The sequence below is a fragment of the Arthrobacter sp. B0316-1-20 genome, from assembly GCF_059091865.1.
Genome location: NZ_JBNHHC010000013.1, coordinates 92,805 through 115,158, shown reverse-complemented (window position 1 = coordinate 115,158; position 22,354 = coordinate 92,805). Strand labels below are relative to the sequence as shown.

Sequence of the window (22,354 nt, the reverse complement as noted above, 5' to 3'; positions counted from 1 at the left end):
CTGAGAACCTCGAGGAGCAGCCATGGGCGCACTGGACGGCAAAGCAGCAATCGTAACGGGATCATCGCGCGGCATCGGCGCGGAGGTGGCCAAGCTCCTGGCCGCCGAGGGAGCGTCGGTGGTAGTCAACTACCGCCAGAAGGCACCCCGCGCCAACAAGGTAGTGGCGCAGATCGAGGAAGCCGGCGGCCGCGCCGTCGCCGTTGCCGCCGACCTCACCGCGGCAGAGGGCGCCGAGGCGCTGGTCGAGGCCGCCAGGCAGAACTTCGGCGGCGTCGATGTGCTGGTGCTCAACGCGTCGGGCGGCATGGAGTCCAGCATGGGCGAGGACTATGCCCTGCGCCTGAACCGCGACGCGCAGGTGAACATGCTCAAGGCCGCGGCCGAGGCGATGCCGGCCGGCTCCCGCGTTGTGTTCGTCACCAGCCATCAGGCCCACTTCATCCGTACCGTGCCGACCATGCCGGAGTATGAGCCGGTGGCCCTGAGCAAGCGCGCCGGCGAAGACGCGCTGCGCGAACTGCTGCCGGAGCTGGAGGCCAAGGGCATCTCGCTGGTGGTCGTGTCCGGCGACATGATCGAAGGCACCGTGACCGCGACGCTGCTGGACCGTGCCCGCCCCGGCGCGATCGAGGCCCGCCGGGCCGAGGCCGGCAAGCTCTACTCGGTGGAAGAGTTCGGCGCGGAAGTGGCCAAGATGGTTACCGCCGATGTCCCCTCCGGGCACACGGAATACGTGGGCGGGGCCGAGTCCTTCCTGCAGGCGCAGGATTAAGGGCCCGCAAGAGCCCGACTACTCCCGGACCAGTCGGCGCGCGGCCGCGGCTATATGCCGCGCCGAGATGCCCGCCGCGTCCAGCAGGTCCTGTGGCGCACCGGAGGTCGGCAAGCCTTCCACGGCCAGCCGGACCAGTTTGAGGTCCGGTACCCGCGCCTGGGTCAGGGAATCGGCAACGGCCGAACCGAGCCCGCCTTCGGGATAGTGGTCCTCCACCGTGATGATCCGGCCGCCCGTGACCCGGCACGCCGCCAGCAGCGTCTGGTGGTCGATGGGCTTGATCGAATAGAGATCGACCACCCGCGCGCCGATGCCGTCGTCGGCGAGCCTGGCGGCCGCGGCCAGGCATTCGTGCAGGGTGACGCCCGCTCCGACGAGGGTGACGTCGTCGTGGTCCGTAGCCCGGTGCACCTTCGCCCCGCCGATGGGGAATTCTTCGCCCTCCCCGTACAGCACGGGGTAATCGCCCCGCGTGGCCCGGAGGTAACAGATGCCGGAAGTGTCCGCCATGGCGCGGACCAAACCGGCGGTCGAGGGCGCGTCGGCGGGGTAGAGGACGGTCGAGGTGTGGATCGCCCGCATCGCGGCCAGGTCCTCCAGCGCCATCTGCGACGGCCCGTCCTGGCCGATTTCGACGCCGGCATGGGTGCCGACCAGGCGGATGTCCACCTCGGATACCCCGGCCATCCGGATGAAGTCGTAGCCGCGGGAGACGAGGAACGCTGCAAAACTGGCGGCAAACGGCACATACCCGCGCACGGAGAGTCCGGCCGCCGCCGCCACCATCTGCTGTTCGGAGATGAACATCTCGAAGAAACGCTCGGGCGCGGCCTTGCTGAACTCCCCGGCCTTGGTGGAGTTGCCCACCTCGCCGTCCAGGACCACCACCTCGGGTCGGGCGGCGAGAGCGGCCAGAGCCTCGCCGAAGGCGGTCCGGGTGGCGACGGAATCGCCCTCCGTGTAGGCGGGCAGCGCGACGGCGGCCGCGGGATTGGGCGTGATGGCCGGGTCGCCGGGTTCCGGTGCCAGCGGGGCGATCCGCAGCCGGGTCGGGCCGCCCAGCGCCTCGATGGCGGCCCCGGCGACGTCCTCCGGCAGTGCCTTGCCGTGCCAGCCGTCCCTGTCCTCCACCGCGGGAACGCCCTTGCCCTTGACCGTGCGGGCCAGGATGACGCTGGGCCGGTCGGTGGTCTCACGCGCCGTGGCGAAGGCTTCGTTGATGGCGGCCAGGTCATGGCCGTCGATCGGCAGCGGCTGGGCGCCGAAAGCCCTGATCCTTGCGGAGTACCGGTCCAGGTCCCAGCCCAGTGCGGTCGGCCCGTTCTGGCCCAGCCGGTTCACATCCACGATCGCCGTCAGGTTTCCCAGCCGGTAATAGGCGGCCTTGTCCAGCGCCTCCCACATGGATCCTTCGGTCATCTCGCTGTCCCCGCAGAGGACCCACGTCCGGTAGGGGAGCCGGTCCAGGTACTTGCCGGCCATGGCGATGCCGACGGCCACGGGCAGCCCCTGGCCGAGCGATCCGGTTGCCACATCCACCCAGGGCAGGGCCGGCGTGGGATGTCCCTGCAGCCGGCCGCCGAACTGCCGGTAGGTATCGAGCAGTTCCGTTTCGTCGATCACTCCGGCGGCACGGAACATGGCATAGAGCAGCGGCGAGGCATGCCCCTTGGAGAACACCAGATGGTCGTTCGCGGCGAGCTCCGGCCGCTGCCAGTCATAGCGCAGGTGGTTCGCCAGGAGCACCGCCATGAGGTCGGCCGCCGAGAGCGACGAGGTGGCGTGGCCGGAGCCGGCGCGGGTGGTGGCCCGGATGGAGTCGACCCGCAGCTGCGCCGCCAGGCGCCGGCACGTCTCGGCCACGTCCGGGTCCAGGACGGCGGTTGGTGTGGAGTGCGTGCCCATCGCTGGTTCTCCTTCACGGCAGGTTCCGGGAACCCCTGCCCGGAGTCCGGCAGTCGGGGCGCGGTCCGGGGAGGTTCAACCGACCCTACTCCGGCCCGTGGCCCTGCGGTAGGGGCCGCGTCCGGCGAAAATGAGCCGGCACGGGATTGCGGGTCCGGCAGTCGCGGGCGGGGTCAGACGCCGGCGAAGTAGCGGGCCACATCCAGGTAGGGGATGTTGATGGCGGCGTCGGCGGCGGCCCGGACGGCAGGCTTGGCGTTGAACGCCACGCCCAGGCCGGCGGCCGCGAGCATGTCCAGGTCGTTGGCGCCATCGCCGATGGCAATGGTTTGCGCCAGGTCGATGGCCTCCGCGGCGGCCCATTCGCGCAGCGCTGCCTCTTTCACCGCGCGGTCCACCACGTCGCCGTCCACCGTGCCGGTCAGCAGCTCCGCGTCGATGCCCAGCAGGTTGGCGCGGTGGTAGGTCAGCTTGAGCTCGGCGGCCAGCGGATCCAGGATTTGGCTGAAGCCGCCGGAGACCACGGCCACCGCGTGGCCGGCGGCCAGGAAAGCCTCCACGAGTTCCCGGGCGCCGTCCGTCAGCCGCACCGCGGCACGGACACGGTCGATCACGTCGAGCGGAAGGTCCTTCAGGGTGGCCACCCGGGCGTGCAGGCTCTGGGCGAAGTCCAGTTCACCGCGCATCGCCGCCTCGGTCACGGCGGCCACCTCCTCGCGCTTGCCCGCATGCTCGGCCAGCAGCTCGATGACCTCCTGCTGGATGAGCGTGGAGTCCACGTCCATGAGCAGCAGCTTGCGCTGCGGCCCGGCCAGCGACGCGTCCATCACGGCCGTGCCCAGGTCGTCGGTGAGGACGGGGGCCAGCGCCGCCCGCAAGGCCGCGACGCCGTCGGAGGCACCGCCGTCGTACTCCACCGTCAGGACGGTGACCTGGAAACGGTCGTTGGCCGCGTTCTCCAGCTCCCTGATGCTCCCGCCGGCTCCGGTGACCGCTGCCTGCACGGCAGCGAGGTAGGCGTCGGGGAGTTCCCGGCCGTAGGAGACGACACGGAGGAGCGAGGGCATGGTGAGTCCGTTCTACGCAAAGCTTGGGGGAGGGCCGGATCCATCATGGCAGGCTCCGGCGCCGCGTTTGGCGAATACTACGCGTTTTAGCCTACTGTCTACTGATATGAGCGATGTACTTGAATTTGCCGGGGTCACTGTTGTCCGCGGGCGGAAAACCCTGCTCGACGGCATTGACTGGCAGGTCAAGGAGGGGGAGCGCTGGGTAGTGCTCGGCCCCAACGGGGCGGGCAAGACCACGCTGCTGCAGATCGCCGGCGCACGCCTGCATCCCACCCGCGGGATCGCCGGGATCCTGGACGAGACCATGGGCAAGGTCGACGTGTTCGAGTTGCGGCCGCGGATCGGCCTGGCCTCCGCCGCGCTGGCAGGCCAGATCCCCGAGCACGAGCAGGTGCTCAATGTGGTGGTCACCGCCGCCTACGGGGTGACCGGCCGCTGGCGCGAACAGTACGACAAGATGGACGAGCGCCGGGCCTTCCGGCTGCTGGATGCCTGGGGCATGTCCACCTTCATGAACCGCACCTTCGCCACCCTGAGCGAGGGCGAACGCAAGCGCGTGCAAATTGCCCGGGCCCTGATGTCCGATCCCGAACTGCTGCTGCTGGACGAGCCGGGTGCCGGCCTGGACCTGGCCGGCCGCGAGGATCTGGTGCGGCGGCTGAGCGAACTGGCCCGGGACGAGGACGCGCCGGCGCTGGTGCTGGTCACCCACCACCTGGAGGAAGTGCCGCCGGGCTTCACCCACGCCATGCTGCTGCGCGAGGGCGGGGTGGTGGCCCAGGGGCCCATCGCGGAGGTGCTGACCGAAGAGAACCTGAGCACCGCCTTCGACATGCCGCTGAGCGTCAAGCACGACGGCGGCCGCTACACTGCCGTAGCCAAGCGCGCCTAGGCGGCGCCCGCCTCATGGATGTGCTGAACGCTGCCCTGATCGGGCTGGGCGGGCTGTGGGCCGGCACCATCAACAGCATTGTCGGCTCCGGCACGCTGGTCACGTTCCCCATTCTCGTGGCGCTGGGCTATGCGCCGGTGACCGCGACCATTTCGAACGCGATGGGCCTGATCGCCGGCAATGTGGGCGGCGTCTACGGCTACCGGAGGGAACTGGCCGGGCTGCGCCGCACCCTGGCCATCCTGCTTCCGGCCTCACTGCTGGGCGGGATCACCGGCGCTTGGCTGCTGCTGCACCTGCCGGAGGAAGTCTTCGGCGTGGCGGCCCCGTTCCTGATCGTGGTGGCGCTGCTGTTCGTGGTGTTCCAACCGAAGCTCCAGGCCTGGGTGCGGGACCGCCAGGCCGCGCAGGCCCGGACCCGGCCGCGGCCGTGGCTGCTGCTGGGGCTGGTCTATTTCGCCGGTGTCTACGGCGGCTACTTCGTGGCCGCGCAGGGCGTGCTGCTGGTGGGAATCCTCGGGGTCTTCCTGCACGGCACCCTGCAGCAGGCCAACGCGGTGAAGAACGTGCTGGTGCTGGGCGTGAACATCATCGCCGCCATCTCCTACATGCTCTTCGCGTTCGACCGGATCGACTGGCCGGTGGTGCTGGTCATCGCCATCAGTTCGCTGATCGGTGCGCTGATTGGCTCCGCCGTGGGACGCCGGCTGAAGCCGGTGGTGTTGCGCAGCATCATTGTCACCCTTGGCCTGGTGGCGCTGTTCGTGCTGGTCAGGAACCTCTTCGCATGAACCTGGTGCGCCTGGACTCCGCCGCCGATCCGCGGGTGGCCGACTACGCGCAGCTGACGGACACCGCGCTGCGCCGCCGCCGCGAGCCCGCCGAGGGGATGTACATCGCCGAAAGCTCCAAGGTGCTGCGCCGCGCCATCGCCGCCGGCCACACCCCGCGGTCTTTCTTCCTGACCGACAAGTGGCTGGACGACCTGCGCGATGTGATCGACCGGTTCCCCGAGGTGCCCGTGTTCGTCGGGACGCCCGAGGTGCTGGAGACGATCACCGGATTCCACCTGCACCGCGGCGCGATGGCCGCCATGCACCGGCCCGCGCCGCTGCCCGTCGAGGACGTGCTGGCCGGTGCCCGCCGGGTGGCAGTGCTGGAGGACATCGTGGACCACACCAACGTGGGCGCGATCTTCCGATCCGCCGCCGCCATGGGCATGGACGCGGTGCTGCTCAGTCCACAGTGCGCCGACCCGTTGTACCGGCGCAGCATCCGGGTCTCCATGGGCACGGTCTTCCAGATTCCGTGGGCCCGGCTGCCGGAGTGGCCGGAGGGTGTTGCCGCGCTCCGCGACGCCGGGTTCATTACGGCGGCGTTGGAGCTGACCGAGGACGCCATCGCCCTGGATGAGCTGGAACGGCGCGACTACGACAAGCTGGCGCTGGTGCTGGGCACCGAGGGTGCCGGCGTGAAGGAGCAAACGCTCGACCGGGTGGATCTGACCGTCATGATCCCCATGCGTGCGGGAGTGGACTCCCTGAACGTTGCGGCCGCCAGCGCGGTCGCGTTCTGGGCCTGCCGTGTCACTTCGACGTGAGCCCGCCGAATGCGGTAGAGTTGTGTGCTGGCCCTGATGGGGCTGCCATCTTTCCATCCTTCTAGCCGCTGGCAAAATCCAGGGGCGCGTAGAAAAGGTACAACTATGAAGTCTGATATCCATCCGGCATACGCCCCGGTTGTGTTCCGCGACCTGGCCTCCGGCGTTTCCTTCCTGACCAAGTCCACCGCGACGTCCAAGCGGACGGTGGAGTGGGAAGACGGCAACAGCTACCCGCTGATCGAGGTTGAAATCTCCTCGGAGTCCCACCCGTTCTACACCGGCAAGCAGCGCATCATGGACAGCGCCGGCCGCGTGGAGCGCTTCAACGCACGCTTCAAGGGCTTCGGCGGCAAGAAGTAACACTTCTCCCCGCAAGTCTTCAGCGAAGCCCGCACCGCCCGGTGCGGGCTTCGCCGTTTAATGCGGCGGCCTATTGGCTCGGGTTTGTGGCCCGGCGGCCTGGCGCGTCGTGCACCGGCTCCTGGCGTCCCCTGCCGGCCGCGACGTTAGGCTGCTGGCATGGCACCAACTCCACACCGTGAAGCGGTCCGCACTGGGCGGCACCGGGACCATCGCCGCCCGCGGGCGATCGGGGGCCCGGTCACGCTGGCCGTTTCCGCCCTTCTGCTCACGGCATGCGCAGCAGGGCAACAGCAACTGCCGGCTGAAATCACCTGCACCACGCAGTACCGTCCGGACTTTGGCGGCAGCGCCGGAGAAGAGGCCGGCCAGTTGGTCCTGCCCAGGGTCGACGGCACGACGGGGGACCGGCAGCAGTTGATCGCCGGCTCGTTCCGGCTGTCCGGAAGCTACACGGGGGAGGCCCCGGACGGCCGCGCCGTCTCGCTGGCCATTACCGACGAGTCCGGCAAAGCGCTGGCGACCATGCTGTACCAGCTGGAGGACGGCGCCTCCCTGCAGTCCCGCTTCGCCGGGGGACACGGGTTCACAGGGCTGCACTACATCCGTGACGGAGACGCTGAACTGCAGCTGTTCTGCGCCGCCGACGGGTAGGTTGCCGGGCGGGAGCTGATCGCGTGACCAAAGAGGCGCAGCTCAGTCCGTGCTGCGCCAGCTGGTTCATGGCTCGGTCTGCGGTGACCCCGGAGACCAGCAGCCGCCCTGCGGCGTACGATGCCACGTTTGCCGGGGCCCTTCCCATTCGCGTGCGACGTCGGTGAGCCAGATCGTGGTATCGGGGTTCCACCCGGCGACGACACTTGCCGTGGCTGAATCAATCCGGAGCGGGCGCGTGGCGCCGTTGAGATATGCGACAACAGTCAGGTGGACGGCATCCCATTCCTGCGCAACTTGTGCCCAGTCGGGAATCACCCATCGGCCGGTCCGTCCGGTAGTGCGGTACCAGTCGTGCCGGCGGGAGGCGGTAACCTCCAGGGGGAAGGCGCGGCACAGGCGGATCCAGTCATCCCCCGTGCGGATCTCATAGGTTCGCCCCACTCCACGGACCGGGATGGTGGTGGCATCTTCCCCGCCAAGGCTGTCTTCGACGAGGTCCAACCCTGACGGAATCTGCCCGACGGTCTGGAGCAACCCCTGCGGGATAGACCACCACGTGCCGGACCAAGGTGCCCCGGGGTCATCGGGCCGGTCTTTCGCAGCCCGAGCTTCTTCGGCTCGCTCTCCACGTCCCCACTCAGCCAAGGTTCGCTGGGGGTCTTTGGGCAGCGGCGACGGATCCTCCGCCGATCGCCAGTCAATTGCCCACTGCTCGATCCGGCGAGGCAGACCCCATTGCCGCCCCGTCGACGAATCCATGACCTGTTCGGCCACGGGGTAGAGGGCGCCGACGACGTCGGGCTGCCCGGCGAGCACGTCTTCACCCTCCGGCTCCTGCCAGTACCTGGCCGACGCCACGGCTAGTTGCAGCGCCGATTGAATGAGTACACCCTTCAGGGCACCCGGATCCAGGGAAGCAATCGCTGCCGCAAACTCTTTCGGTGATGCAGGAGGGAGAGCAACACCTTGACCGGCGGTCAGCAGGACTGTTGAGGAGCCCCTTCCAGAATCGAGTTCGTATGCCAGCCTGGATGCGGCCGTTCTGACGTCCGGGCTGAGCGCCTTCGCCAGCTCGAGGCATAGGCGTCGCCCGCGCGGTCCCTCAAGGAGCAAGTCGGCCCTGTTCTGCATTCGATCATCGTCGCACCTGGAGAGGCCGTGCGGGTTAATTTCAGACGGCGGCGCGGCTAGCCAGAGTCTCTGGATGCTCGCACCGGTGATAGGCCCTGGTCGCATGCTCGACATCGGAATCGACTCTTGCCCGGAGACATCGGAATCGACTCTTGCCCGGATAGGCCAACACCCAGACGGTGGCTCCAAAAGTTTGGTGTTTGCGCTGGGGCGGTCAGAGGGAGTTCGTCGGTCCTCTGCACTGGCCATACGTCGCGTGGGGGAACTTTCCTATGCTGGGGGCTATGACATCGATCGTGTTTGCCCCAGCCGACCTCGTCATTGCCACCAGCGACGGTATTGATGTGCGCTTTGGAGGCATCGAACTCGACACCGATGTGCCACCCGGCCCTCAGCACCCGGAGGGTGGCAAGGGTATACGGCTCAGGCTGGCGGGCGTCCGGGGCGAAGAGACACAGCGGCGTGATGTGCTCTTCCTAGACACACGGGACGCGTGGATCAGGCGAATGAAGGCTCAGGGCATGGAAGCTGCGGGCCCTTCTCCCACAATGCCTGGAGTACCGGTCTTGGAACGGGTGAATGCGCTCTTGGATGACGGCCGCGGCACCGAGTATCGGTGCGTACAGGGGCAGGTGGCCGGGGACGGAACCGAATGGGATGCCTCCTGGGTTTATCTCCCCAACCCCCCGGAAGCAGCACGAAGCCTCAGGATACGGTTCACCTTGGACGGAATACCGACGGGCAGGGAGTGCGAGCTACAGCTTCGCTAGGACAGGGCTTCAAGCTCGCGCCAGCCTCACAGCCGAAGGGTAGGAAGTTGTTCCGGGATACCGGTGCACGGGCTGGCCATCGAGCCTGACCCCGAACGGCTTCACTGACTGCGTCTGGCCGATTGGGAGGCCCTTCAGCACAGCCCACGCAGTGATGTTCATCGGCATCTCAGGAATTAGCAAGACCACTCGGGCGATGTCGTCCGTCGCGTTCCTTCCGAGTGTTCGCTCAACAGTGTCATTGGCATGAGGTGGTCCGGTCGGACGCACAGCATGCATGGTTTGGCCGCATAGCTCCAGCGGAGTGGCCATGGCTAAGCCATGTGATGCCTAGCGCAGCGCCCCCGAGTAGGGGCGACTTGTGCCACGCGGGTCGAGCCTGTGACGCCATCCTCCAACGGCTGCAGGCCCGGCAGCATAGGCTCTCGACCATGAGGACTACGACAACATCTTCACCGTGATGTACATCGGCTTGGGCGTCGTTATTGCCCTGGATCTTGCGGCGGTCATCATCGGGCCATGTGCTTGCGGCAGCGCAACGGGCCGGCACTGTCGGGTGCCGCTGTCGGCATCGGCGCCACCGGCTTCGTCGGCCTCCTGGTGAACCTTGTCCTACCCCTCTATGTCATGCCTCTCATCACCCCGCACATCAACTAAGCGGCTCCGCCGGGAACCCGCTTGTCCTCGGCCTCTAACTTCTGCTGGGGTTGCGCAGCGCCAGCGGAACAACCTTCCAAAATCATCTACGCATTTGCCAGCCCCTGCCGTCGTGGTCCCCTGTCTGGGGTACTGCCCGTAGGGTTTGTCTGTCTCTCCATGAGCGCCTGGGCTTAGGAACGTTTCTGGAGAATCGGACACCGCATTAGAAGGCTCGGGAGGTGGAGGGCAGAGCTGTGCCTGTAGGCCCCGAAACAGGTCGGGACGGTACAGGGACAGAGTCAATAACCGCACCCGTTAGGACGGTATGGGCGTATGGTTGGCAGCTTTCGCCGCAATGTGTGGGTGGTTCGTTAGCACCACCAACAGCGGCATGTGCACACGACTCTGGCGAGTGATCTGCTGTAGGCCGCGGCGTTCCTTCGAATCCGGGGATTGTAATGCCCCGAGAGGTGTCGCCATCTGCCGGCTGCAACATACGCTGGATGCATGGCCACGTCTGGGCGAGCTCTTCCGGGATGAACATGAAGGACACCATGGAACTCGAAGATCTCCTTGAAGCCCTGAACGCCCGCCAAACCATCACGGGGGGCTCGCCGTTCCATGCCGTCATGCACCGGGTCAGCCAGGATGCGCTGCGTATTACCGGCGAGCTTAATGGCGCCTACCAGGAACCTGCGCGGGTGAGGGAGCTGTTGACTCAGCTGACCGGCAAGCCGATTGACGAATCCGTGACGGTTTTCCCGCCTTTCTACGCCGACTTTGGGAAGAACATCACGCTCGGGAAGAGGATTTTCATCAACTCAGGCTGCAAATTTCAGGACCAGGGCGGCGTGGTGATTGGTGACGACTGTCTTATCGGGCACAACTCCGTTTTGGCCACACTCAACCACGACCTTGCGCCGAGCCGCCGCGGGGACATGCACCCGGCTCCCATCGTCATCAACCGCAATGTCTGGATCGGATCGAACGCCACCATCCTGCCCGGCGTGACCATTGGCGAAAATGCTGTCGTGGCGGCTGCCTCCGTAGTTACGAAGGACGTGCCCAAAAATTCCATCGTTGTAGGTTCACCCGCACGCGTCGTGCGCTTCCTTTCCTCCTGAACCCCGTTCAGGCCCGCCACCGGAGGCGGCTGTCCGTGGAGGACGCCTTGCAGGTGTAGGTCTTGCCATTGGTCTTGCCGATGCCCCGCTTGCCCTTCATAGACGAGGCGCAGAAAGCACCGGGGGAGACCTCCAATGCAGTGGAGGGCTTGGCGGCCTTCGTCGGCGTTGCCTTGCTGGCCGGCTTGATGGCGGTGACCTTCACCGTCTTCTGCCCGGGGCAGGAGGTGAGGACCCGCTTCATAGCGGCCTTCTCTGCGGGAGTGACCGACAGGGCGTACTTCTTCTTGACCGCGATTTGGGTGGCGACGAGGGGACAACGGAAGGACTTGTTCTTGGGCAGCCACGCACTGGCCTCGCGGTCGCCCTTGGCCCGATTCGCGGAGGAATCCACGGCCAGCAGGTTCAGCGGGTCGTTGGCCAGCGCGGTGCGCTGGGCGCTGGAGAGCTTCTGGGCACCGGACACCCAGGCCTGGCCCAGAGCCACGACGTGGTCGATGTCGACCTTGTTGCCGCCGCGGACGTAGCTGATGGTCTTGCCGGTGTAGGGATCCTTCAGGGTCCCGGAAGCGATGACGCAGTTATTCGTGCCGGGCTTAAACCTGTCCCTGGTGAGGTCGCGCTTGAGGATATCGTTCCGGGTATCACAGCCGTTGCGATCGGTGTCCTTCCATGAGGGTCCGAACTTGTCCCGGGAATAGCCGGTCTTGGCGGCCTTGCCCTTGACCGGCAGGGTGTTCAGCACCGAGGAGGCGTTCGGCCCCGTGGCTTTCGGCCCGAGGGCCTCAGCCGGGGCTGCGGACGTGAACCCGCCAAGCAGCAGGGCTCCGGCGGTAAGGATGGAGGCCAGCATTCGGCCCGGAGTCTTGCGCAAGTATTCCCCCAAATATGTCCGGCAACAGTCACGCACGGATTCAGTGCGATTGCCTGGGAATTATCCTGCCATACAAAAGGCCTGCCTTTGTGCGGCAGGCCTTCGTTTCCCACGTCGAAGATCCGGAGCTCATCGACTACGCAGACGGAATGGTGGAGTGATGCAGGCCCAAATCCAACTATCGATAAAACGAGGCAGGGCGAGTAGGAAAGTGGTTTCGCTTGGCTGAGCGCTGGTTATTGGAATTCCCGGGAACGCGCTGCGGGAAAGCCTAGGGGCGGTGCGGTTCCCCAGGGACGTCACGTGGTGAGCGTTCGTCTGCGTTCTTGACAGCCTCAAGGAACTGCAACCGCTCATCATCATCGATGACCAACTCTGCAGGCGTTCCTCGGGGAGGGGCGAGGAGTCTTGGGCCTGTGTAGGTGGCGCCCAGGTATAGATCGTTGAGCGTCTCTCCGGGCTCCGCCATCGGTTGAGACATGCTCTTTTTACCTCCAAGCGCAAGCCGGGCTACAAATACCACCACGGCGATGAGCATCAAACCCTCGATGGCATATCCTCCCCATTTCGGATATCCAATGAAGAATAACCCGGCGCTGACCAGGATCATGCCGATTACTAAGGCAACCGCGATCTTGAATGTTCTACGCATTGCCCTCTTCCAATTTCGGCCTTCCAGCGCCCAGGCTTTTCTGATCAGGGTATCCCCACAGGACGTATCATTCGATAGTTCGAGGAGTGGCCGTCCGTTCAATGTCCCAAGGAGTCCGCAGCATGCACCTAAAACGCAGCGAAAGGGGCGGGCAGTTCATGAAAAAAATCCCCGTTGCGGCAGCCTTCGCATCCGGCATCTCCATGGTGTTCCTTGGCCTCGTGTTGGCCTTGTTTACGTGGATTGGTTTCGGGGGAATCAGCGAGGCCGATCAAGGACTGGCTCCTGCCCCTCTCAGGATCGGTTTCGTTCTGGTTTTCCTCGGGCTAGGCGCGCTCGGCTTCGTGATGGCAGTTGTATCGGCCCTTCGAGCTGCGTGGCACCTGGCGAAACGCAGGAAAGCAACAAACGATTAGAGGGCCATCAACGACCGGGGCCAGGCCACAGGCTGGTGAGGTTGGCCACCAAAGCTGCGCACCGGCGTCGTACTTTGCTATTTTCAAGTCCAAGACCTGTTCCTTGGGTCTCCGGACGACGGTTCAGTACCCGGTGTGCGACAAGACTGGCCAAAGGAATCACACATGGAATGGCTGATACTTGTTCTGTCCGGCGTCCTGGAAGCCGTCTGGGCCACGGCGCTGGGCGCATCAAAGAATTTCCGCCGGCTCTGGCCCACCGTCATTTTCGTAGTATCCATGGCCCTGAGCATGGCCGGCCTGGCCTACGCCATGACTGCCATACCGGTGGGGACCGCCTATGCGGTCTGGGTCGGCATCGGTGCGGTGCTGACCGCGGCGGTTGCCATGGTCACCGGCGCCGAGAAGGCGACCTTGATACGCGTACTCCTGCTGCTGGGCATCATCGGCTGCGTCGTCGGCCTCAAGGCGATCGGTTAAGGGGGCTGGCATGCATTGGACTGTTTTGTTGATCAGTGCCGTCCTGGAAGCCGTGTGGGCAACAGCGCTGGGGATGTCGGACGGACTGAGCCGCACGGGGCCCGCCGTGGTGTTCTTCGTGGCCCTGACCCTGAGCATGGTGGGTCTGGGCTATGCCATGCGCGGCATCCCCATTGGTACGGCGTATGCAGTGTGGACCGGCGCCGGGGCAGCATTGACCGTCGGCTACGCCATGCTGTTCGGCGGAGAACCCGCGAGCGTGCTCAAACTGCTCTTCGTTGCCGGGATCATCGGCTGCGTGATCGGGCTGAAGCTTGCCGATACGGGCGACGGGAAGAAGGCATGAAAAAGCGCCGGCGGGTAGTGGAGAGGTTGGGGGAGTTACTCCAATACCCGCCGGCGCTTGGACCGGGCACGTCCGGCCCCTCTTTCACTCGCACCGTGATGAGGTGTCTATGACACTACGAGGGGGTTCTGGGCACAGCCCCGGCAGCAGCTGGGAGGAACCTGAGTCCCGCGCGGACGGGCTGTCCGCGGGCCTTGATTAGACTGGGAAAACCGTCGACCGCAGCCGCCTGGCTGCCGGTACCGTCCCCGCCACGATAGCCCGAAGACTGCCAAGGAGCGCACATGACCGACCACCGCCATGGAGAGTACAAGGTCCAGGGCGGCAAGCTCGTGGTCGTGGACTTCGAGGTGGCGGACGGACAGATCACCCGGCCGTCCGTCAGCGGCGACTTCTTTTTGGAACCGGATGAAGCACTGGCGGACATCAACGCAGCGCTTGACGGGATGAGCATCGAAAGCCCCCACGGCCACTATGCCAGCGCGATTAACGCCGCGCTGCGGCCGGACGCGCAAATGTTTGGCTTCTCGGCCGATGCGGTTGCCGTGGCCGTGCGCCGCGCGCTCAACAAGGCCACCGGTTGGCTTGACCATCACTGGCAGGTTATTCCACCCACCCCGCTGCCGACGCACCTGCACGTCGCGATGGACGAGGTCCTGACCCGCCAGGTGGGGGCCGGGAAGCGCCCGCCGACGCTGAGGTTCTGGGAATGGGAGGCGCCGTCGGTGGTGATCGGCAGCTTCCAATCGGTCCGCAACGAAGTGGACCCGGACGGGGTGGAACGCCACGGCATCACCGTGGTGCGCCGGATCAGCGGCGGCGGCGCCATGTTCATGGAACGCGGTAACGCGATTACCTACTCGCTGTACCTGCCGCAGACGCTGGTGGACGGGCAGAGCTTTGAAGCGTCCTACGCGTACCTCGACGCCTGGGTCATGGCGTCGCTGGAGAAGGTGGGCATCAAGGCGTTCTACCAGCCGCTCAACGACATCGCCACGCCGGAGGGCAAGATCGGCGGCGCGGCGCAGAAGCGGTTGGCCAATGGCGGGATGCTGCACCACGTGACCATGTCCTACGACATCGACGCGGACAAGATGACCGATGTCCTTCGGATCGGCAAGGAAAAAATTTCCGACAAGGGCATCGCCAGCGCCAAGAAGCGGGTGGATCCGCTGCGCCGGCAGACCGGCCTGACCCGCGAGGAAATCATCGACGTGATGATCCGAACCTTCAAGGACCGCTATGCCGCCGAGGACAGCGGTTTTTCCGAGGAAGAGCTGGCCATGGCCCGGGAACTCGTGGAGACCAAGTTCGGCACGGAAGAATGGCTGCACCGCGTACCGTAGCGTGAGCGGCGGTAGCCAAAGCGGCCGGGCTACCGGTCCCTGCTCCTGACCAGGCGGGCGTGAGCCGCGGCCGGCGAGGCGGCGAATTCGACGCATTCGTAGCCGAGAGCCGCGGCGTCCAGATCCTCGAACACGCGCTCGCCGGAGCCGAGCAGAACGGGCACCATGGCCAGGTGCAGTTCGTCCACGAGCCGCGCTCGCACGTATTGACGGACTGCAGATGCGCCGCCGCCGAGCCGGACGTCCTGCCCGGCGGCGGAGTCGAAGGCCTGGTGCAGGGCGGACTCGATCCCGTCGTCGACAAAGTGGAAGACGGTTCCGCCGGCCATGGTGATGGGCGGCCGCGGGTAGTTCGTCAGCACGAAGACCGGATGATGGAACGGCGGGTCTTCGCCCCACCAGCCCCGCCACTCCACGGAGGGCCACTCACCGCGCACCGGCCCGAACATGTTCCGGCCCATGATGGTGGCCCCGATGCCCTCCTGCCCGGCCTCGACAAAGTCGTTGTCCAGCCCGGTGGAACCCCCGCCCTCGCCGCCCATCCGCTTGCCGGCCGCGGTCCGGAACACCCACTCGTGCAGCTGTTCGCCGCCCACTCCCAACGGGTCCTCAACGCTCTGGTTCGGGCCGGCTGCGTAGCCGTCGAGCGATACGGAAAAATTGTGCACTCGCAGTCTCGGCACGAATCCTCCTGCTCCTGAACCCCGGCGTCCAAGGGGCCGGGTCCCTGGAAGACGACAGCCTATTCCACGGAGGCTGCGCAGGGAACCGTGCAGCGGCTACCGGCGCGCCAAAGGCCGCCGATACACCTGCAGCCGCTCGCCCGCCGTCCGCAGCCGTCGTCCGCTCGGCCGCCCTGCGCTCAGCCCCGGGCGCCGGCCTGCTGCGCGCGCAGTGCCCGGAGCAGATGGTCGCGCTGTTCAATGACGATGCGGCGCAGCGCGGCCGGCACCCCGGCGTGGCTGTCGAGCCAGACATCGGTGCGTACGACGACGGGGTGTTCAGCAGGTGCCTGTCCGGAGACCAGGTCCTGTGTGATGGGGTAGAGCCCCCGAACCAGCCTGCCCGCTATCTCGATGCTCTTCACCGACCAGATTCGATCGAGTTCCTCAAAGTACGGTTCCACATACCCGGCGTGAAGCCCGGGCGGGCCCTGGCAGAAACCATCGATGGTGGCGTCCAGCAGCTCGTTGGACAGCGAATCGGTATGCACCGCGGTGTGCCAGGCCTCGGCCTTCACCTCCGGAACGGGCCGTGCCGTCATCGCGGCCAGGTGGCCGGCACGAGCCGCCGCGTTGCGGTCGGCTTCCAGGGCCGCATCCAGCTCCGCCGCCGAGGCGTGGCCGGTGGCCGCCAGCGCCTGCCAGAAACGCCAGCGTAAATCGGTGTCCAGCTTCAGCCCCTCCAGCACCGTGGTCTTGTCCAGCAGGCCGCGCAGGAAAGGCGCCTGGCCGTCATCGGCGCGCGCGACCGCCGCCAGCGACCGCGCCCAGGTCAGCTGCCGGTCGCTGCCCGGCTCCGCCGCTTCCGCCTCCCGGCGGGCGGCGGCCAGAAAGGCTTCCCGCAGGCCTGTCCGGAGTTCCGCCGGCGCGTAGCGGTCCATCGCCGTCTTGGCGCAGTCCAGGACCACCTGCAGCACGCTGTTCTCGGTTTCTGCCGGCGCGAACCGCTGCACAGCCTCCACGTAGTCGGCGGCGGGGAGGCGCCCGTCGCGGGCCATGTCCCACAGGGTCGACCAGCACAGGGCGCGAGCCAGCGGATCGGTGACCTTGTCCAGGCCGGAAAGCACCGTCTCCAGGGAGCGGGCGTCGAAGACGACCTTGGCGTAGCTCAAGTCCTCGTCGTTGAGCAGCAGCAGGGCGGGAACCTCGCGGCCCGCCAGTTCCGGAACCTCGGTCCGCGGGCCCGCCACGTCCAGCTCCAGCTGGTCCGTGCGGACCAACCGGCCGGAGGCGTCCGGGTTGTACAGGCCCAGCCGCAACCGGTGCGGCCGGAAGGACGGCTCCTGCGTCACCGGATCCACCGCCTCCTGGACGACGGCCGCGGAGGCGATCGCACCGCCGTCGTACTCGAGGTCCACGCCCAGGGTGGAGATGCCGGCGGTCTGCAGCCACTGCCGCGCCCACTGCTCCATGTCCCGGCCGGAAGCCGCGCTGAGAGCGGTGAGGAAATCGGCCAGCGAGGTATTGCCGTAGGCATGTTCGCGGAAATACCGGCGCGAGGCGCCGACGAAGGAGTCGAAACCGGCATAGGCCACCAGCTGTTTGAGCACCGAGGCGCCCTTGGCATACGTGATGCCGTCGAAGTTCTGCTTGGCCGCTTCCAGGTCAGGGATGTCGGCGACGATGGGGTGGGTGGTGGGCAGCTGGTCCTGCACGTACGCCCACCCCTTGCGCCGGTTGGCGAAGGTGATCCAGGCGTTGGTCCATTGCGTAGCCTCGGCGGACGCCAGGGACCCCATGTAGTCGGCGAACGATTCCTTCAGCCAGAGGTCGTCCCACCACTTCATGGTGACCAGGTCGCCGAACCACATGTGCGCCATCTCGTGCAGGATGGTGTTGGCGCGGGCCTGGTACTGGGCGTCGGTGGCCCGGGAGGAGAACACGTAGGCCTCGGTGAAGGTGACCAGGCCGGGGTTCTCCATGGCGCCCAGGTTGTATTCGGGCACGAACGCCTGCTCGTACTTGCCGAACGGGTAGGGGTAGTCGAAGAGTTCGTGGAAAAAATCCAGGCCGGCCTTGGTGACGGCGAAGATCTGCTCCGGATCGAAGGAGTCGGCCAGCGAGGCCCGGCAGTAGGCGCCAAGCGGCACACTCAGTTGTCCGCCGTCGGGCAGGGTGCCCTGCCAGGTGTCCGTGGCCGCGTGGTAGGGCCCGGCCAGGACGGTGGTGATGTAGGTGGAGATGCGTGGCGTCGGCTCGAAGCGGCGCACGGAGTAGCCGGGCGTGGAGCCCATCGGCTCGGTCACGGCCACCGCGGCGTTCGAGGCCACCAGCCAGTGGGCGGGGGCGGCGACGTGGAAGCTGAAGCTGGCCTTCAGGTCCGGCTGCTCGAAATTGGCGAAGACGCGGCGCGCGTCGGCCGGTTCGTATTGGGTGTAGAGGTACGTTCGCGCGTCCACCGGATCAACGAACCGGTGGAGCCCTTCGCCGCTGCTGCTGTACAGAGCGGTGCCCGTGATCGTGGCCTGGTTCTCGGCCTCGAGGCCGGGCAGCGTGATCCGGGAACCGTCCACCACGTCGTCGAGGTCCAGGGGCCGGCCGTTGAGCGTGACGGAGTGGACGCCGCCGTGGATGAAGTCGGCAAACACCGTGGCGCCCGGTTCGCTGCAACTGAAGGTGATGACGGTGCTGGAGACGAAACCCGGCGCGTCGGGGTCCTCGGCGTTGCGCAGGTCCAGCGAGACCTCATAGCGCTCCACCTGCAGGATGCGTGACCGTGCGGCCGCTTCGTCGCGGCTGAGGTTCTGGTTCGTCATCCGGCCCATTTAACCATGTGCGGGCCCGGTCGCGGCCCCTTAGCGTCCGCCCATCGCCAGCCAGGCTGCGCCGATCCCCAGTCCGGCAATCAGCAGCCAGGAGAGCAGGGCCGTGGAGACGGCCGGCAGCGAGGAGCGGAGCAGTTCCCGCAGGCGGACGGCAGCGCCCAGCCCGAACAGTGCTGCGGCCAGCAATAGTTCCTGCACGGACGCCATGCTGTCCAGGACCGGCTGCGGCAACCACCCCGCGCTGCGCAGCATCATCAGGGCGAGGAAACCGAGCACGAAGAGCGGCACCAACGGCGGCTGCTTGCCGGGCCCGGCGGTCCCGTCCGCGTGGACGGCTCCGGCCTTGGCCCTCCGCCGGCTGTGCAAGGCCGCGGCGGCCGTGACGGGTGCCAGCATCACCACGCGGGCGAGCTTGACGACGACGGCGATGGTCAGGGCCGCCGTGCCGGCACTCTGGGCGGTGGCGACCACCTGTCCGACGTCGTGCACGGAGGCCCCGGCCCAGAAGCCGAACACTTCCGGGGTCATGCCGGTGACCGCCATGACGGCCGGCAGGACGCCGATGGCCAGCGTGCCGCACAGCGTCACCAGGGCGACGGGCATCAGCGTGTCCTGGCTCCGGCTGCCCCGGGCCGCGGCGACGGCGCCGATGGCCGAGGCCCCGCAGATGGAGAATCCGGCGGCCAGCAGCACGGGCTGGTCGCCGGGCAAACGATGCCAGCGCGCCAGCAGGTAGGTTCCGCCGAACGCCAGCAGCAGCACCAGAACCACCAGCACCAGGGCGAACCAGCCCAGCTCGGCCAGGTCCGAGAGCGCCAACCGGGCACCCAGCAGCACAATCCCTGCACGCATCAACATCCGCCCGCAGAAAGCCAGCCCGGGAAGCGCCGCTCCACGCGTCCACGAAGCAGTAAGCGGCAGGTTCGCCGCCAGGATCCCCAGGACCACGGCGAAGCTCATCACCGGGACGGCCGGCGCGAGCCAGTGCAGGCCGTGGGCGGCAACTACTGCGGCCGCTGCAAAGAGCAGCCCCGGACCGATGCGGAGCAGCCAAGGTGTGGCGCGCCGCCCCGGATCCTGCGGCCCGGCCGGCGGACCGGGCCGGGCAGGGCGGGACTGCGGTGACTGAGGTTGAGGCACTTCGCTACCGTACCGCCTGCGGTCCGCGGTCCGGGCGCAATCGGCACCCTCCCTTCAACAGAGAGGGTGGGCGGGGGGACAAGGCCATGAACTTGTCCCCGCTGCTACAAAGAAGCCGCCTTGTGCTCGGCGCTCGCCGTAGGGCCGAGGATGACCTTCTGGTCCTTGCTCAGGACGGTCAGCCCGGACTCGGTGACCGTGAAGCCCCGCGCGCGGTCCAGTTCCGGATCGACGCCGATGGTGGCGCCGGCCGGGATGCGGACGTTCTTGTCCACTATCGCCCTCCGGACCACGGCTCCCTCACCCACCGTCACCTTGTCCAACAGCACGCTCCCGTGGATCTGGGCGCCTTCGGCGACGAAGACGTCGGTGGAGAGCACCGACTCGGTGACTTCTGCTCCCGAAACCACCACGCCCTGGGACAGGAGGGAGTCGTGCGCCGTGCCGGCGGTGCCGCTGACTCCGCGCACCAGCTTGGCCGGGGGAGAAACCGACTGGCGCGTATAGATCGGCCACCGCAGGTTGTAGAGATTGAAGGCGGGCAGCGGGCTGATCAGGTCCATGTGGGCCTCGTAGTAGGAATCCAGCGTGCCGACGTCGCGCCAGTACTGCTGGTCGGCCCCGGTGGAGCCGGGAATGTCGTTCGCGGTGAAATCGTAGACGGCTGCTTCGCCGCGTTCCACGAAATAGGGGATGATGTCGCCGCCCATGTCGTGGTTGGTGTCCAGCCGCTCGGCGTCGGCTTCCAGGGCCTGCAGCAGTGCGTCAGTGTTGAAGACGTAGTTTCCCATGGACGCCAGGAAACTGTCCGGGTCATCCGCCAGGCCGGGAGTGGTCGCGGGCTTCTCCACGAAGGCGCGGATCTTGGTGGGCGCATCGGGCTCGGACTCGATCACGCCAAACTGATTGGCCAGCGAGAGCGGCTGGCGCACCGCGGCCACACTGGCGGCCGCGCCGGACGCTATGTGCTCCTCCACCATCTGGGAGAAGTCCATCCGGTAGACGTGGTCCGCGCCGACCACCACCACGATGTCCGGCCGGGCGTCATGGATCAGGTTCAGGGACTGGTAGATGGCATTGGCGCTGCCCAGGAACCAGCTCTTGCCCCGCCGTTGCTGCGCCGGTACCGAGGCAACATAGTTGCCCAACTGGGAGGCCATGCGCCAGGTTTCCGAAATGTGCCGGTCCAGGCTGTGCGATTTGTACTGCGTCAGCACCACGATCTCCCGGTATCCGGAATTGACCAGGTTGGACAACGCGAAATCGATCAGCCGGTAGCTGCCCGCAAAGGGCACGGCCGGTTTGGCCCGGTCGGCTGTGAGCGGCATCAGGCGCTTTCCCTCGCCGCCGGCTAGCACAACGGCCAAAACCTTCTTCTGTGGCATCGTCCATCCCATCGCATTCGCGGTCCAGTGCCGGACCGACACACGTCCCCCTTGTCAACACACAGTAGAGGAAGGGCCGGGCGTGCACTACGTTAGGTGTCGTGCGTGTAGACATTGTGACAAAAGAATTCCCGCCGGAAATCTACGGCGGAGCCGGCGTACACGTGGCCGAGCTCAGCCGGGTGCTGGCCGGCAGAGTGGATCTGCACGTGCATGCCTTCGGGGCCGACCGGCCGTCTGACTTCTATGGCGCAAGGGTGCGCAGCTACGGGGTCCCGGCCGGACTGCGGAAAGCCAATGCCGCGGTGCAGACCCTCGGCGTCGACCTTGAGATGCTGGACGGCTTCGCCGGTGCGGACCTGATTCATTCCCACACCTGGTATGCCAATATGGCCGGGCATTTGGGGTCGCTGCTGCACGATGTGCCGCACGTGCTCAGCGCGCATTCGCTGGAGCCGTTGCGCCCGTGGAAGGCGGAGCAGTTGGGTGGGGGCTATCGGCTCTCGTCCTGGGCGGAGCGCACCGCCTACGAGGCGGCCGCCGCCGTCGTGGCCGTTTCCGCGGGAATGCGCAGGGACATTCTGCGCAGCTACCCCGACGTGAATCCGGACCGGGTGCACGTGGTCCACAACGGCGTGGACGTGCAGGAATGGAAACCGGATTACGACGACGACGCGGTGCGCGCCTTGGGAATCGACCCGGACCGGCCCAGCGTGGTCTTCGTGGGACGGATTACCCGGCAGAAGGGCGTGCCGTACCTGCTGCGTGCAGCGTCGTTGCTGCCGCCGGAAGTGCAGCTGGTGCTGTGTGCCGGAGCCGCCGACACCCCTGAACTGGCGGCCGCGGTGAATGCCCTGGTGGCCGGGCTGCGCGGGACGCGCGACGGCGTCGTGGTGATCGAGCGGATGCTCCCGCGGCCGGAACTGATCCAGGTGCTCAGCCATGCCACCGTCTTCGCGTGCCCGTCGATCTACGAACCGCTGGGCATCGTGAACCTTGAAGCCATGGCCTGCGGTGCCCCGGTGGTGGCCAGCGCCACCGGCGGCATTCCGGAGGTGGTCGAGGACGGCGTCACCGGCACTTTGGTGCCGTTGGAGCAGGCGAGCGACGGGACGGGAACCCCGCTGGACGAGGAACAGTTCGTCCGCGACTTCGCCGCCGCGCTCAACAAGACGCTGGATGACCCCGCCGCCGCCCGCCGCCAGGGCGAGGCGGGCCGCCGGCGGGCCGAGGAGCACTTCTCCTGGGACTCCATCGCCGAGAAGACCCTGGGTCTTTACCGCAGCGTGCTCGCGTAGG

23 protein-coding genes and 1 riboswitch are annotated in these 22,354 nt (G+C 66.9%); of the genes, 14 read left to right on the top strand and 9 right to left on the bottom strand.

Going from position 1 to position 22,354, the window contains the following annotated elements:
* Positions 1-22: 22 nt before the first annotated feature.
* Positions 23-775 (top strand): SDR family oxidoreductase, encoded by a 753-nt coding sequence (locus tag AC5RW2_RS21340; RefSeq protein WP_494025888.1) that lies wholly within the window; start codon positions 23-25, stop codon positions 773-775.
* A gap of 18 nt (positions 776-793) precedes the next feature.
* Here AC5RW2_RS21340 and AC5RW2_RS21335 read toward each other — a convergent pair whose 3' ends face one another.
* A complete protein-coding gene (locus AC5RW2_RS21335; RefSeq protein WP_494074517.1) occupies positions 794-2,683 on the bottom strand; it encodes a transketolase in 1,890 nt (629 codons plus the stop codon).
* Between the two features lie 173 nt (positions 2,684-2,856).
* Positions 2,857-3,750 carry a phosphoserine phosphatase SerB gene (gene serB / locus AC5RW2_RS21330; protein WP_494074516.1) on the bottom strand — a complete coding sequence of 298 codons (894 nt, stop codon included), beginning with the start codon at positions 3,748-3,750 and terminating at the stop codon, positions 2,857-2,859.
* Positions 3,751-3,856: 106 nt separating this feature from the next.
* On the opposite strand from serB, the gene AC5RW2_RS21325 reads away from it, so the two are divergent.
* From AC5RW2_RS21325 to AC5RW2_RS21305, 5 genes are all read left to right on the top strand, one after another.
* Positions 3,857-4,645: an ABC transporter ATP-binding protein gene (locus AC5RW2_RS21325; protein WP_493999667.1), complete on the top strand. Its 789-nt coding sequence runs from the start codon at positions 3,857-3,859 to the stop codon at positions 4,643-4,645.
* A gap of 14 nt (positions 4,646-4,659) precedes the next feature.
* Positions 4,660-5,436 carry a sulfite exporter TauE/SafE family protein gene (locus tag AC5RW2_RS21320; protein ID WP_493999668.1) on the top strand — a complete coding sequence of 259 codons (777 nt, stop codon included), beginning with the start codon at positions 4,660-4,662 and terminating at the stop codon, positions 5,434-5,436.
* Entirely contained in the window at positions 5,433-6,245 is an 813-nt protein-coding gene (locus tag AC5RW2_RS21315; protein ID WP_494074515.1) for a TrmH family RNA methyltransferase, read from the top strand. Before AC5RW2_RS21320 ends, AC5RW2_RS21315 begins: the two co-directional genes overlap by 4 nt.
* Positions 6,246-6,350: 105 nt before the next feature.
* On the top strand, positions 6,351-6,608 hold the full coding sequence (locus tag AC5RW2_RS21310; protein WP_493978504.1) for a type B 50S ribosomal protein L31: 258 nt from the start codon (positions 6,351-6,353) through the stop codon (positions 6,606-6,608).
* 159 nt (positions 6,609-6,767) lie between these two features.
* Positions 6,768-7,262: a hypothetical protein gene (locus tag AC5RW2_RS21305; protein WP_494074514.1), complete on the top strand. Its 495-nt coding sequence runs from the start codon at positions 6,768-6,770 to the stop codon at positions 7,260-7,262.
* A gap of 66 nt (positions 7,263-7,328) precedes the next feature.
* On the opposite strand, the gene AC5RW2_RS21300 is transcribed toward AC5RW2_RS21305, so the two are convergent.
* Positions 7,329-8,123, bottom strand: a complete 795-nt coding sequence (locus AC5RW2_RS21300) for a hypothetical protein (protein ID WP_493999671.1) — start codon at positions 8,121-8,123, stop codon at positions 7,329-7,331.
* Positions 8,124-8,680: 557 nt separating this feature from the next.
* On the opposite strand from AC5RW2_RS21300, the gene AC5RW2_RS21295 reads away from it, so the two are divergent.
* The 3 genes from AC5RW2_RS21295 to AC5RW2_RS21285 all read left to right on the top strand — a co-directional run bounded on the left by AC5RW2_RS21295 (position 8,681) and on the right by AC5RW2_RS21285 (position 10,929).
* Positions 8,681-9,166, top strand: coding sequence for a hypothetical protein (locus tag AC5RW2_RS21295; protein WP_493999672.1), 486 nt, complete (start codon positions 8,681-8,683; stop codon positions 9,164-9,166).
* A 519-nt stretch (positions 9,167-9,685) separates the two neighbouring features.
* Positions 9,686-9,823: a hypothetical protein gene (locus AC5RW2_RS21290; protein WP_493999673.1), complete on the top strand. Its 138-nt coding sequence runs from the start codon at positions 9,686-9,688 to the stop codon at positions 9,821-9,823.
* A 536-nt stretch (positions 9,824-10,359) separates the two neighbouring features.
* Complete coding sequence (locus AC5RW2_RS21285) at positions 10,360-10,929, top strand: DapH/DapD/GlmU-related protein (protein ID WP_493999674.1); 570 nt, start codon at positions 10,360-10,362, stop codon at positions 10,927-10,929.
* Between the two features lie 7 nt (positions 10,930-10,936).
* Here the strand turns inward: AC5RW2_RS21285 and AC5RW2_RS21280 are convergent, their stop codons facing one another.
* Both AC5RW2_RS21280 and AC5RW2_RS21275 read right to left on the bottom strand, forming a co-directional pair.
* Positions 10,937-11,782: an HNH endonuclease family protein gene (locus tag AC5RW2_RS21280; protein WP_493999675.1), complete on the bottom strand. Its 846-nt coding sequence runs from the start codon at positions 11,780-11,782 to the stop codon at positions 10,937-10,939.
* Between the two features lie 292 nt (positions 11,783-12,074).
* Positions 12,075-12,455, bottom strand: coding sequence for a hypothetical protein (locus tag AC5RW2_RS21275; protein ID WP_493999676.1), 381 nt, complete (start codon positions 12,453-12,455; stop codon positions 12,075-12,077).
* Positions 12,456-12,577: 122 nt separating this feature from the next.
* Here AC5RW2_RS21275 and AC5RW2_RS21270 point away from each other — a divergent pair, with 122 nt between their 5' ends.
* The 4 genes from AC5RW2_RS21270 (at position 12,578) to lplAB (ending at position 15,043) form a co-directional block, all read left to right on the top strand.
* Positions 12,578-12,871 (top strand): hypothetical protein, encoded by a 294-nt coding sequence (locus AC5RW2_RS21270; RefSeq protein ID WP_493999677.1) that lies wholly within the window; start codon positions 12,578-12,580, stop codon positions 12,869-12,871.
* 89 nt (positions 12,872-12,960) lie between these two features.
* Positions 12,961-13,026, top strand: a riboswitch (guanidine-III (ykkC-III) riboswitch).
* 10 nt (positions 13,027-13,036) lie between these two features.
* Positions 13,037-13,351, top strand: coding sequence for a DMT family transporter (locus tag AC5RW2_RS21265; protein ID WP_493999678.1), 315 nt, complete (start codon positions 13,037-13,039; stop codon positions 13,349-13,351).
* Between the two features lie 10 nt (positions 13,352-13,361).
* Positions 13,362-13,697 (top strand): DMT family transporter, encoded by a 336-nt coding sequence (locus AC5RW2_RS21260; RefSeq protein ID WP_493999679.1) that lies wholly within the window; start codon positions 13,362-13,364, stop codon positions 13,695-13,697.
* Between the two features lie 284 nt (positions 13,698-13,981).
* The gene (gene lplAB / locus AC5RW2_RS21255; protein ID WP_493999680.1) at positions 13,982-15,043 is read left to right on the top strand and encodes a lipoate-protein ligase LplAB; all 1,062 of its coding nucleotides are present in this window, start codon (positions 13,982-13,984) and stop codon (positions 15,041-15,043) included.
* A 29-nt stretch (positions 15,044-15,072) separates the two neighbouring features.
* Here lplAB and AC5RW2_RS21250 read toward each other — a convergent pair whose 3' ends face one another.
* The 4 genes from AC5RW2_RS21250 to glgC form a co-directional block, all read right to left on the bottom strand.
* Positions 15,073-15,726, bottom strand: coding sequence for a dihydrofolate reductase family protein (locus AC5RW2_RS21250; RefSeq protein ID WP_493999681.1), 654 nt, complete (start codon positions 15,724-15,726; stop codon positions 15,073-15,075).
* 179 nt (positions 15,727-15,905) lie between these two features.
* Positions 15,906-18,521: an aminopeptidase N gene (gene pepN / locus AC5RW2_RS21245; protein ID WP_494074513.1), complete on the bottom strand. Its 2,616-nt coding sequence runs from the start codon at positions 18,519-18,521 to the stop codon at positions 15,906-15,908.
* Positions 18,522-18,560: 39 nt separating this feature from the next.
* Positions 18,561-19,670 (bottom strand): YeiH family protein, encoded by a 1,110-nt coding sequence (locus tag AC5RW2_RS21240; RefSeq protein WP_494074512.1) that lies wholly within the window; start codon positions 19,668-19,670, stop codon positions 18,561-18,563.
* Positions 19,671-19,774: 104 nt separating this feature from the next.
* Complete coding sequence (glgC, locus tag AC5RW2_RS21235; RefSeq protein ID WP_494074543.1) at positions 19,775-21,067, bottom strand: glucose-1-phosphate adenylyltransferase; 1,293 nt, start codon at positions 21,065-21,067, stop codon at positions 19,775-19,777.
* An 89-nt stretch (positions 21,068-21,156) separates the two neighbouring features.
* Here glgC and glgA point away from each other — a divergent pair, with 89 nt between their 5' ends.
* Positions 21,157-22,353, top strand: coding sequence for a glycogen synthase (glgA, locus tag AC5RW2_RS21230; protein WP_494074511.1), 1,197 nt, complete (start codon positions 21,157-21,159; stop codon positions 22,351-22,353).
* Position 22,354: the final 1 nt, after the last annotated feature.